Annotated in this window: 7 protein-coding genes; 2 read left to right on the forward strand and 5 right to left on the reverse strand. The window is 33.6% G+C overall.

Features of this window, described 5'->3' with window-relative positions; all coding sequences use genetic code 11:
* The first annotated feature begins 29 nt into the window (after nucleotides 1–29).
* Entirely contained in the window at nucleotides 30–4,985 is a 4,956-nt protein-coding gene (locus RC62_RS17505) for a T9SS type A sorting domain-containing protein (protein WP_055097471.1), read from the forward strand.
* A gap of 294 nt (nucleotides 4,986–5,279) precedes the next feature.
* On the opposite strand, the gene RC62_RS17510 is transcribed toward RC62_RS17505, so the two are convergent.
* The 5 genes from RC62_RS17510 to RC62_RS17530 form a co-directional block, all read right to left on the reverse strand.
* Nucleotides 5,280–8,456, reverse strand: a complete 3,177-nt coding sequence (locus RC62_RS17510) for an efflux RND transporter permease subunit (protein ID WP_055097472.1) — start codon at nucleotides 8,454–8,456, stop codon at nucleotides 5,280–5,282.
* Between the two features lie 91 nt (nucleotides 8,457–8,547).
* Nucleotides 8,548–9,615: an efflux RND transporter periplasmic adaptor subunit gene (locus RC62_RS17515; protein ID WP_055097473.1), complete on the reverse strand. Its 1,068-nt coding sequence runs from the start codon at nucleotides 9,613–9,615 to the stop codon at nucleotides 8,548–8,550.
* Nucleotides 9,616–9,624: 9 nt separating this feature from the next.
* Nucleotides 9,625–10,959: a TolC family protein gene (locus RC62_RS17520; protein WP_055097474.1), complete on the reverse strand. Its 1,335-nt coding sequence runs from the start codon at nucleotides 10,957–10,959 to the stop codon at nucleotides 9,625–9,627.
* A gap of 10 nt (nucleotides 10,960–10,969) precedes the next feature.
* Nucleotides 10,970–11,569 (reverse strand): TetR/AcrR family transcriptional regulator, encoded by a 600-nt coding sequence (locus RC62_RS17525; protein ID WP_055097475.1) that lies wholly within the window; start codon nucleotides 11,567–11,569, stop codon nucleotides 10,970–10,972.
* 107 nt (nucleotides 11,570–11,676) lie between these two features.
* Complete coding sequence (locus RC62_RS17530; protein ID WP_055097476.1) at nucleotides 11,677–12,198, reverse strand: YceI family protein; 522 nt, start codon at nucleotides 12,196–12,198, stop codon at nucleotides 11,677–11,679.
* A 267-nt stretch (nucleotides 12,199–12,465) separates the two neighbouring features.
* Between RC62_RS17530 and RC62_RS17535 the strand changes: the two genes are divergently transcribed.
* Nucleotides 12,466–13,440 carry a polyprenyl synthetase family protein gene (locus tag RC62_RS17535; protein ID WP_055097478.1) on the forward strand — a complete coding sequence of 325 codons (975 nt, stop codon included), beginning with the start codon at nucleotides 12,466–12,468 and terminating at the stop codon, nucleotides 13,438–13,440.
* Nucleotides 13,441–13,608: the final 168 nt, after the last annotated feature.

Below are 13,608 nucleotides of genomic sequence, written 5' to 3' on the forward strand. Positions count from 1 at the left end.
TGTTAAAACATTTTAACAAACCTATACGTATGAAAAAAACTCTACTTTTTTTTCTCTTACTGTTTACAACTATTTTCTATGCGCAAGTCAGCAATATCGAGCATTGTGCCCAAGATAATTCCTTTAATTTAACTACTCAAAAAGCACTTTTAATAGGTAATTTAAATCCTGCTGAAACAACGGTTAGTTATCATTTAAGTCTTGAAGATGCAAACAATAATTTGAATGCAATTGCAAATCCTTCAAATTATATTACTACAAATTCTCAAACTATTTATGCCAGAATAGATAATTTGGGTACGATAACTACGAATTATTTTGGTTTGATTTTGAATTCAATTTTAATTGCTAATACAGAAGTTGTATATGTAAATTGTGTTCCACGAATAGTCATTACAGCAACTGGTGGTAATTCTAATTATGAATATTCACATTTTGGGGTTACTTATACGCAAAATAATATTGTTAATAATCCAAGTCCTGGTCCACAAACCGTATATGTTAGAGATGGTAATGGGTGTGTGGCTTCAAAATCATTAATTGTAGAATCGTTAAGTCCGTTGACTTGGCGTGCAAAAAGAACAAATGTTACGTGTCAGGGCGCAAATGATGGTACTATCGAAATTACAGCATCCGGAGGAAAAGCTCCTTATTCATTCTCTTTGGGAAATGAAAACGGGTTTACGGCTTCAAATATTTTCAGAAATTTAAATGTTGCAACACATACTATATATATAAAAGATGCAACGGGATGTGTGATTTCTCTTCTTATGGACGTTTATCAGGAGAACCCTTCTATAGTTATTGCCGAAACGATTACAAATGACAGTAATGATACTAATGAAGGTAAAATAGTTTTAAATGTTTCTGGTGGAGTTTCTCCGTATAACTATTCTCTTAAAAATAGCAGTGGCATTTTAGTTGCGTCTCAGGTATCTAATTCTTTTGAAGGATTGACAGCAGGATCATATGAGGTAATGGTAACTGATTCTAGGGGATGTACTTTATCTAAGGCAATAAATATTCTTAATGCTCCTACTCCGCTTACTACAACTTCAACAGTAACTCCAATTACTTGTGTTATTACAACAGGGACTATAACAATTACACCACACGGAGGAACTTTGCCGTATCAGTATTCAATTGATAACGGAAATAGTTATAGCAATTCTAATGTTTTCTCTAATTTAGATGCTGGAACTTACAATTTAAAAGTTCTTGATGCTCAAAATTCTGTAGTTTCTGCAATTGCAACTATCGATCCAATAAAAATACCAGAAATAACAGTAACTTATAAAAATATATTGTGTCATGGTGATTCTAATGGTTCGATATTAGTGGGGGCAAGTAACGGAAAATCTCCTAATCTTTTTTCAATAAATGGAGGAACCTATGGCTCTTACAACCTTTTTGAAAATTTAAAAGCAGGAAATTATGTTTTATCTGTGAAGGATTCTAACGGCTGTGTTGTTTCAAAATCAGTTATACTAGAGGATCCTGAGCCAATAACTGCTGAAGTTACATTTTTAGACAGATTTGTAACTATTAAAGCAAGTGGCGGTTATGGAAAATATGAATATGCGCTTGACGGAGGCAATTACCAACAATCGAATATTTATTCGAATGTAAGTTATGGAAATCATACTATTTATGTAAAAGATCCTAACGGTTGTATTTTAAGTAAGGTAATCTCAGTAGTAAAACCTGTCCCGCTTGTTGCATCTTTTGTGGTTGACAAAGGTACAGTTACGATTACTACGTCAGGAGGAATTTTACCTTATCGTTATGCACTTCAGAAAGCTACGGGATTTCCCATAATTACAACTTCGTCAAATATATTTACTGACATGGTAAATGGTTCGTATAAAATCATTGTAAATGATTCACAAGGCAATTCGTTTGCGCTATTTGATGTAATTATTTCTGAGTCGGCTTTATTTACTGCAAACGCTACTTCGACTCCTGTAAATTGTAATGGTTCAAAAGGTACTATAACTACAACTGCAACTGGGGGGAAAAGTCCTTATCAATATTCAATAGATTCAGCTAATTTTTCAAATTCAAATGTATTTTCTAATTTAAATGCCGGGAGTTATCTTATCAATGTCCGTGATTCAAATAATTTTACAACTACTGCTTCGGTTACTATCTCTAGTGCAAAACCAGTATTAGTAACAGCTGAGATTGTTTCTGAAATAAGTTGCAATGGTGCCAATAATGGTATAATAAAAGCAAATGTAATTCAGGGTCAGGCTCCATATTTGTATGCTTTTGATGGCTCTAGTCTTCAATCTGCTGATACTTTTACAAATGTAAATGCGGGAACTCACACAATAAGTGTTAAAGATCAAAATGGTTGTACTGCGACTGTATCAATAACAGTAGCAGAACCTAAGCAGCTTAAATCAACAGTTGTTGTTGACGGAAAAAAGATTACTGCTTCCACAACAGATGGAACTGCTCCTTATAGCTATGTTCTGCAAAATAATAGTGGATTAACTGTGGGTCCTCAAAACTCTGATACATTTGATGATTTACCAAACGGACTTTATAATTTGCAAATTACAGATGCAAAAGGATGCTTATTATTACGAAATGACATTATCATTTCTGACTTATCTCTTCTTTCTGCTAAAGCTAATATAACGCCTATAACTTGTAACAATACTAAAGCTGAAATTACTGTTCTTGCAACAGGAGGTTCTGGTTCTTATGTATATTCGATAGATAACGGTGTAAACTATAGTGCTTCGAATATATTTTCTAATCTGTCTCCGGGATATTATACTGTAAGTGTAAAAGACAGCCAGAATGCTGTAATAACAATTACAACTACTATAATTCCATATATCCCTTTAACATCTACAGCCATTATTACCAAAAGTATAGATTGTACAAGTAATGCTTCTATATATGTTAATACGTCAGGAGGTAAAAGGCCATATCAATATTCATTAGATAATGGAGTGACTTATACTGCTAATAATATTTTTACAAACTTAAATGCAGGAAACTATTTTGTACGTGTAAAAGACTCTCTTGATTGTACTGTAATTACAAATAGTATCATTCTTGAGCAACCTGTTCCTTTAACTGCAACAGTTGCAAATACTAAAATTGTAGATTGTTCAGTAAATTATAATTCAACGATAACCATTACAGCAACTGGCGGTCAGCCTCCATATCTATACGCGGTTAATAGTTTAACTAATTATCAAACCGATAACATGTATTTTGGTGCAGCGCCCGGAACACACACTGTTAGCGTTAAGGATGCTAATGGATGCGTTTTCAACTCAACTTTTGTTGTAGAATCGCCATCATTATTGACATTAACTTCAACTATTACTGAAGCCACAATTTGTGGAGGTAAGAGTTCTGTAACTATTAATGCAATTGGCGGGCAAGCTCCTTATACTTATTCTTTTAATGGAGGAAATAGTTATTCTCCAATAAGTACAAGTGATTTATCACCAGGTGGTTATACTATATTTGCAAAAGACAGCAACGGCTGTATTGCAACAATATATGTTATAATAGCATATCCTGGCGTACCTGTAAGTACAATCTGGACGATTACTAATACTACAACTTACAATAGTAATGACGGAAGTATAACTCTTGCTGCAACCGCAGGAACTGCTCCTTACACCTATTCACTTTTAAATAGTAATAATACTGTTGTAATTACTGACCAATCGTCTAATACTTTTAGCAATCTTGCACCTGGAACTTATGGTATAATTGTTAAAGATGCTAAAGGGTGCTCTTCATTAATTACACAAGCAACTATCACAGCACCATCATTAGAAATACTTTCTGCTACTGCTACTGTTATCCAGCCAAATTGTGTTAATCCAATGGGAATTATTACTATAGACGCAACAGGTGGAACTGCACCTTATGAATATTCGATAGATAATGGGGCTTATAGTTTTTCAAATACTTTTATCGTTACGCAACCCGGTAATTACAATATAACGGTTCGCGATTCGCAAAATGCCACATACACTTCTGTTATAGTGATAAGACCTTTAGATCCATTATTTCTTAATGCAACAGTTGTTTCTAACGCATCTTGTATTTCAAACGGAATAATAACGGCTATTACAACAGGTGGTCAGGCTCCATATGTTTATTCGTTAAACGGAGGTGTTTTTCAAAATACTAACATTTTCACGAACCTTTCTCCTGGTGTTTATACTTTAGAAGCCAGAGATGCTAATGACTGTATTGCAAATACAACTATAATGCTAACTGAGCCAGAACCTATATTTGCTACTGTAACTACAGATAATCAGACTATAATTGTTACTGCTGTGGGCGGTACCGGAAATTATCAGTATTCATTAGATGGAATTATTTTTCAGTCAAGTAACATTTTTACAATTGTAAACTACGGAACTTACAATGTATTTATAAGAGACCAAAATGGATGCATGGTAATTGTTGCTACAACTTTAACTCCTCCAAGTCCTTTAATAGATGATAAAGACGAAATAACAATAGAATTTAAACCAGGTCAAACTTTAGGGGATTTGGTTATTCAAGGTCAAAACATTAAATGGTACAGTAATCAGAATCCTTTATCAGGAAAAACAACTAAACTTACTGAAGTTACTTTACCATTATCAACTGTTTTAACAAATGGAACCACGTATTATGCGTCTCAAACCATAAACGGAATCGAAAGTATAGATCGTTTAGCGGTTACGGCGAAATTAAGCGGATCACTTTCTACTCCTGATGTTGTTATGTCTGATTTTAGATTTTATCCTAATCCTGTACAACATACTTTAAACATTGAGAATAGTGCTGTTATTGATGAAATAGAAATACTGTCAGTTTCAGGAAAATCTATTTTAGACAGGAAAATAAATAATACACATGCTCAAATTGATTTATCGAATGTTTCTTCCGGGTTTTATTTCTTAAAAGTAACATCTGAAGGAAAAGTGAAAACGACTAAGATTGTAAAGAAATAGAACATTCTCAAATTTCAACATTTAAATTCCAAAACTGGAATCAATTAATAAATCCCAAATTCCTTAAGGACTTTGGGATTTATTATTTTCTAAAACCTCTCTATCTGTAATATATCCTACTAAGCATTTCCTGGATAACAGGCACATTTTAAGCTGTCTTTCTCTTTATTTAAGATTAAATGATCTGATTATTCTAAATACATCCAACAATATTCAGCCAAAAAAATCCCAAACTCCAATTAAGGAATTTGGGATTTTAAAATTTTAAATCTTTCTATATTGAGATTTAAAATCTTAATGGGTATGTTTAGGATTAAAACCGTCCTCGCTTAATTCAGTTGGCGTATAGTCTGCAACCATTTCAGCTTCGTAATCGATTTTTTCTCCTTTAGAGAATTTATGAATTATTTTCTCCATGATATTATAGATAACCGGAACTACAATCAAGGTCAGGAATAATGAAGAAATTAATCCTCCAATAATTACCCAAGCCAATCCGTTTTTCCATTCAGCTCCAGCTCCAGATGCTAATGCAATTGGGAACATACCAAATACCATCGCAATTGTTGTCATCAAAATTGGACGTAAACGAGCGTGATTCGCCTGAATTAAAGCATTTCTTATTGATTCTCCTGCTGCTCTTCTTTGGTTGGTATAATCTACAAGCATGATCGCATTCTTACACACCAGACCAATCAACATGATAATACCTAAAATCGTAAAGATATTTAATGAGTTATTTGTTAATGCCAGGGCTAACATCGCTCCAATAAACGAAAGCGGAATAGCAAACAATACCACAAACGGGTGAGCAAAACTATCATACAAACTCACCATTACAAGGTAAACCAAAATAATAGCGGCTAATAAAGCGATTCCTAAAGTACCAAATCCTTCTGATTGGTTTTCCTGATCACCACCCCAGATATAGTTTACACCAGCTGGTTTTTTAAGCTTGTCTAATTTAGCCTGCCATTGTGTTACAATTGTTCCTGAAGGAACCCCAACGTTTTGTCCTTTTACTGTTACAGATGCTGATTTGTCTCTACGCTCTAACTGGCTAGGTCCTGAACCCTCTGTAATATCAGCAAATTGAGATAACTTAATTTGTTGTCCTGCTGCGTTAATAAATATTAGATTACTTACGTCAGTAATACTTTTTCTATCGAATGCATTGTATCTAATGTTGATATCATATTCGTATTCTCCAGCTCTGTATTTACCATCTGTGTTTCCGCTAAAAGCAGTTTGCATCGTTAAACCAACAGTTTGAAGTGTTAATCCTAAAGCAGCCATTTTATCACGGTCTACTTTTACGTTAACCTCAGGGTTTCCGTCTTCAACAGTTAATTTAATCTCTGTTGTTCCGGGAATTGTACGTAATTCTGCTTCTGCTAATTTAGCAAATGCCATAGCACTTTCTGTAGATGGACCTGTTACAATTAATCCCAATGTAGCATCTTCAGCAGTACCCAAGATACCTACAGGAACTGTTTTTACTTTTGCTCCTACCAATACTTTTTCAAGCTTACGTTTAATTTTTGCAGCATAAACGTTTGCATCGTCCGTACGGTCTTTTTGTTCGATCATTTTTACATCAATCTCCGCTTTGTAAGCTGTAGCTTGTGATGCTCCAAAACCTTCTGAAGTTTGTCCAACAGTTGTAATTTGGCTATGAACGTATTCCTGAGCTTTTAAATAAGCTTCGGCTTTTTGGGTCATGAAGTTTGTTTGTTCTAACGAAGCATCTTTTGGCATTTCGATCTGAACTAAGAACTCTCCACTATCAGATGATGCGAAAAACTCTCCTCCAATAAATCCACCTCCCATTAATCCTATGGTAGATCCAAAGAATAATACCAGAACAACAATAAGTGTTTTAATATAGTGATCTAAACACCATGTCAATAATTCAGAAACCCAGTTTGTAAAACGTGTTAAATAACTTTCGAAACCAAGAATAACTCTTCCAAAGAAATTTTTTCCTTCAATGTGCTCTAATTTACCATAACGAGATGATAACCACGGAATGATTGTAAACGAAGCTAAAAGCGATAATAAAGTAGATATAATTACCGTAACACAAAATTGTGTAATGATATTAGAAACCAATCCTGAACTCATCGCGATAGGTAAGAACACGACCACAATTACTAATGTAATCGAAGTTACGGTTCCACCAATTTCTGCAGTTCCATCATATGAAGCACGAATTCGGCTTTTACCCATTTCCATGTGCCTGTAAATATTCTCGAGGACCACAATCGCATCATCGACCAGAATACCAACCACAAGAGATAATCCTAATAAACTCATTAAGTTCAAAGTATATCCCATTAAATAAATACCAATAAAGGTAGCAATCAAAGATGCCGGAATAGACACCATTACAATCAACGAGTTTCTAATACTATGTAAGAAGAACAACATTACAAAAGCTACCAGAACTACTGCAATTAATAAATCGTGAACAACAGAATCTGCTGCTTCAAGAGTAAAAACGGTACTGTCTTTTGCAACTTCTAATTTTAGCTGGTTTACTTTATAATCTTTTTCAAGAATTGCAATTGTTTTTAATAATTGCTCACTTACGGCAACCGCATTCGCATCAGATTGTTTTACGATTTGTAAAACAATAGCACTTTTTTGATCCACACGTGATATTTTCTCGGCAATTTTCTGTGTATCCTGAACATCGGCAATATCACTTAAACGAACCTGAATTCCGTTTTGAGAAGAAACTACCAGGTTTCTTAATTCTGCAACACTTTTATATTTACCCGCTAAACGAATTAATATTTTTTGATTACGCGTCTGGATATTTCCGGTTGGGAAATCTAAGTTCGATGTCAAAATATTTTGTTGTACCTGCGGAACAGATAATCCGTATCCCTGCATTTTTAATGCATCAAGATTTACCTGAATTTCACGCTCAGATCCACCAATAATATTTACCTGCGCAACACCTTGTACACGGGACAAAATAGGAGCAATTTTTTTGTCAATTAAGTCATAAAATGCTGCTTCGTCCATTTTTCCGTTAGCACCAAGCGTCATAATTGGTAAATCACTCAGCGAGAACTTGGTTAGTGCCGGTGTTTTTACATCATCCGGTAAGTCACTAATTATAGCATTTATTTTTCGCTGTGCATCATTCAAAGAAAAATCGACTTTTGCGTTTGATGTCAGTGTAATCGAAACAATAGATAAACTTTCGTACGATTTTGAGTCAATTTTCTTGACATTTTCTAAGGATGCAATCGCATCCTCTATTTTCTTGGTTACTGTATTTTCTACCTCACTTGGAGAAGCTCCCGGATAAACAGTAGAAATGGTAATAACGTTTTGTTCAAATTTCGGGATCAGCTCATAGCCTAACTGGCTGTAGCTAAACAATCCACCAAGTGTCAGAATTGTAAACAGTACAATTACCAACGACGGACGTTTTATGGATATTTCGGCTAATTTCATATTTGTTTTTTTATGCTTTAGGCTTTACGCTATTGGCTTTAGGCTTTTTAGAAATGCTTAAAGCTTGTAGCTTACGGCTTATAGCCTCCAATTATTTAATAATTTCTACTGTATTACCGTCTTGTAAGTTAATTTGACCTGTAACAATTACAGTTTCTCCATCAGATAATCCATTAATAATTTCAACCTGATCTCCTAAAATTCTTCCTGCAGTTACTTTTCTTAATTTTGCAATACCTTTTTCAACTACAAAAATCTCGTTGCTGCTCACACTTCCTACGAAAGCATTTCTAGGTACAACCATAAGGTTTTGTTTTTGTTGTTTTGAACCAAAATTTGCAGTTCCATACATACCTGCTTTCAGGTCGTTATTTACATTGTTTGAAATTTCGATTTCAACAGGAAAATTCAAAGATTCATCTGCTTTTGCAGCAATAAACGTAATTTTTCCAGAGAAAGTTTTATCAGGATAAACACTTGCAGTTACATTGATTGTGTTTCCAACTTTTAAACTCGCTACCTGGTTTTCATTTACAGTAACTACTAATTTTAATTTAGAAACGTTTACAATATCAAACAAAGCTGTTGCAGGCATTCCTGCTAAAATAGATCCTGGCTCAATATATTTTTTATTGATGAATCCGTTTATTGGCGCTTTTACTTTAGTATCCCCAACATTAATATTGGCTTGTTTCAGGTTAGATTCAGCATTTGTTAAAGCTAATTTTGCCTGATCTAATTGTTGTTTGGTAACACCGCCTGTTTTAAAAGCATTTTCATATCTGCTGTAATCAGATTTTGCATTTTGGTAAACTGCCTGTGCTTGTTGTGCGCTTACATTAATAACATCACCTCTTACTGTCAATAAAGTTTGACCTACTTTTACGTAATCACCTTCTTTTGCCAAAACACTAATTACTTTTCCTGATTTTTCAGCTGAAAATGTTAATTGTTGAATAGGCTGAAAATTTCCGTTAGCAACGAAGTCTAATGAAACTTCTTCTGTTTTTACCGGAGCTACTTTTACTGAAACTGCAGCATTTTTCTCTGCTACGATGTCTGTTTTTTCTTTATTCTCCTTCTTATTATTATTTAAGACATATCCAATCACACCCAGCGCTGCGATTATGATTACGATTGTTAAAATAGTTTTCTTCATTTTGTTTAGTTATTTAATAAGAGTTTTAAGTTCGCCTTTTGATTTGATTAGTGCTACTTCGGCAATTTTGTAATTCAAGACTGCTCTGGTAAAATTATTTTGAGCTTCAAGCTGTGCATTTTCAGCATCTAACAAATCTGTTAATGATGCCAGTCCCTGAAGATAATTGTTTTTTGTATTGCTTAGGATTTCAGTTGCCAAACGCATATTTTCTTTTTGATTCTCAATAGTTACAAGGTTATTCTCTATTTGAGCCATTGCATTTCTATAATCTAAATCAAGTGAAAGTTTAGTGTCTTTAATATCTTCCTGAAGCGATCTGATTTCTATATCAGCTTGTTTTACTTTTGCACGGGTTCCAAATCCTGTAAAAATTGGAACATGTAGATTTAATCCAATTGCAGAGTAGTCTGACCAATACACGCCATCTTTAGGTTTTGCAAACCAAGGCATTTGTGGTCCCTGACCTAAATAATTGTATCCAGCAGTTAGAGAAAGTGTTGGATAATATCCGGCCTCAACAGCTTTTTTATTGAATACTAAAAGTTCTTCTTGTTTTTTCAAAAGCAGGTATTCTGTTCTGGTCTCTGTATTAGGAATTTCTGTCAATGCAGCAGGCACAACTTCAAATTCTTCTTTCGGGATCTCTATTACAGTTTCAATAGGCATACCCATATAAAACTTTAAAGCATTCTCTTGTAAAGTAATTTGATTTTTAATTTGTTGACGTTCTGTATCAATGTTTGACATTTTAACCACAATACGGTCTAAATCAATTTTTTTAGCCAAACCATTATCAAATTGTCCTTTTACGATGTCACGAACTTTAGTTGTGTTAACATAATTGCTGTCTAATAAAATTAATCTTTCACGTTGTACATAAACAGAATAATAGTTATTAGCCACTCTTTCAATTACTTGCTCTTCTGTTAATTGTTCGTTTATCTGATAGAATTCACGTGTAGATCTTGCAGCTCTTAATCCGGTAAAAACAGATTGATCAAATATAGTCTGTGTTAAGGAAAGTCCTGCTCCTGAAGTCCATTTTTGACCAAATGCTGCCTGAATAGTAGTTCCCGGCGCACCAAATCCTGCTCCGTCAATAACCGTAGTTTGTATTACAGGATTATAAGTTAAACTTCCGTTTGCAGAAATCTGAGGCAACGCTCTGGAACGCACTTCCTGAATTTTGTACTCACTATTTTCAACCTGCAGCTTTGCTTTTTTTGCATCAGCCTTGTTTTCAAGTGCATATATAACAGCATCTTTCAGGGTTAGTGTTTTGACTTGTGCGTTGGCAGACAAGCCAATTGAACACAAAAATATAAGAATTATTCGTTTCATAGATTGATGATTAAATGATAATTTTTTTAAGTTGTTTTTCTAATTCCAGTATTCCTTTTTCTGTTGCCATTGCTCTGGTATGATACTCCAGTGCTTCTAATTCTATTCTTTGTGCTTCTCTTTCTGAATCTGTAGTTGCATTAATATGAAAAATCAGCGTATAATAAAACTTTACATATAAGTCTATATTCAAATCCGGTCTGTATAATCCTTCGCTGATCCCTTTTAAGATATTATCTCTAAAATAATGGTTACACTGATCTATTTCGTGAGTCATTACATTTTGATAAATTTCTGGGTAATGTTTTTTTAACTGATAAAGAGGAGAAGTATCGGTTGCATTTTTAAACATATCACGAAACATTTCTCTAATTTCAAAATTCTCATGAATGGCATTGTAACCTCTCGCTACGATAGTATCGATAACTTCATGTACCTGCTTATGAACCGTTGATGTACTTTCTTCAATTAAAACTTCTTTATTACAGAAATATTTATAAATTGTTTTTTTAGAAATACACATTTCACCTGCAATATCATCCATGGTAACACTTTTAAAACCTAGTTTTAAAAATAATTCACTTGCTTTTGATATGATTTTCTCTTTCATTTTAATTTTCAAATTGCATCACAAATATACTTAGGAAACTAAAATCAAAAAAATAGTTTCCACGATATTTGTAATAATTTTACATTAATTTATTCTTCATGTAAGATTTATATACTGAATTCTAAATTTGCAATCAGCTTAATATCTTTCCCTAAAGCTAAACCACCGTTATGACTGAAGGAATTATAATCTAATCCAAAATCCTGACGTTTAATATCTCCTTTGATTTCAAAAGCAACTTTTTTCTCACCATTATAATTGTTAACGCCAATAAACTCAGCATCAAGTTCTACTACTCTGGTTACATCTTTTATAGTTAAATCACCTTTAAAAAAATTAATGTTGTTGTTTACTTTTTGAAAAGAGGTCGATTTAAAACTAATAATCGGATGTTCGTTTACATCAAAAAAATCCTGAAGTTGTAAATAGGTATCTATTTGTTGAAAACTATCTTTTTTATTATTGATGTCTAACGAAAACTCTACCGAAGCATCTTCAATTTCATTGTCTTCGATGTTCACATAACCATCAAATTTATTGGTAGTTCCTCCCATGTAAGCAATTATCGAATGTCTCATTTTAATTAAAACATCTGACTGGCTAGAATCTAAGGTCCATGTTGTTTTCATAAATATTTGATTTTATTGAGTTTATAAATTACTCAAACTCTTCACGGAAACTTTTCCAGTGTTCAGAGTTTCCAATTAACGGTGCAAATATAGACAGGAAACTGTAAACACCAAAAAAGTTTCCAAGTTTTTTTTAAATTAATTTCAACTCCTTAAGAATTAACAGATTCAGGCCCTATTTTAAGCGGAAACTATCATTTAAAATTTAAGAAAGGAATAATTGATTATGAATCGTATCTTTGAGGCTCGTAATTCAGATTATATTTTATGCACGATATTAGCCAATACCAGGATTTTTTTATCAATTATTTAGAAAAACAAAGCATCAGTAAAGAGCCTAAAAACCTTTATGAACCTATTGAGTATATTTTAGGTCTTGGCGGAAAACGCATGCGTCCGGTACTAACTTTAATGGCTTCAGAAGTTTTTGATGCCAATTATAAACTAGCTCTTCCGGCAGCAATGGCGGTAGAAGTTTTTCATAATTTTTCACTGGTTCACGATGATATTATGGATGATGCGCCTTTGAGAAGAGGCAAGGAAACGGTACATGAAAAATGGGATCTTAATACCGGGATTTTGTCCGGAGATGCAATGCTTATTCTGGCTTATCAGTATTTTGAACAATACGAACCATCTGTTTTTAGAGATTTGGCAAAACTATTCAGCAAAACGGCTCTTGAAGTTTGCGAAGGACAGCAATGGGATGTTGATTTCGAAAAAAGAAATGACGTTACGATTCCTGAATATTTAAAAATGATCGAATATAAAACTGCCGTTTTAGTTGCAGCAGCCATGAAAATGGGTGCCATTGTAGCAAAAACTTCTGAGAAAGATGGTGATCTAATTTATGATTTCGGATTAAATTTAGGATTGGCTTTCCAGCTTCAGGATGATTATCTGGATGCTTTTGGAGATCCTGAAACGTTTGGAAAACAAGTTGGCGGAGATATTATAGTCAATAAAAAAACCTATTTATACCTCAAAGCGCGCGAGTTTTCATCAGCTGAAAAAGCTCTGGAACTAGAAAAATTATTCAGTTTACAATTAGAAGACAATACCGATAAAATAACTACTGCAAAAGCAATTTTCAATGAATCCGGAGCTTCAAAAGCGACCCAGGATGCCATAGAAATGTATACTTTTAAAGCTTTTGAAACTTTAGAAAAAATGGATATTAACGCCGAAAAGAAAGATATTCTTAGAACTTTTGGTGAAAATTTAATGGGAAGGAAAGTATAGTTTTAGTCTCAGTTTCAGTTTTCAGTAAAATTCAGAATCAAATATAATTATGATGATTCGTGGAGAATTGTCTAATTCGTGGCAAAAAATTTCATTTTATTACACATAGTAAACCCGACAGTCCCGAAGCCTCGGGATTAAAAACCTGTCGGGTTTGTCGTTTTAATT

This window comes from Flavobacterium aquidurense (assembly GCF_001404985.1).
Classification (GTDB): Bacteria; Bacteroidota; Bacteroidia; order Flavobacteriales; family Flavobacteriaceae; genus Flavobacterium; species Flavobacterium aquidurense_B.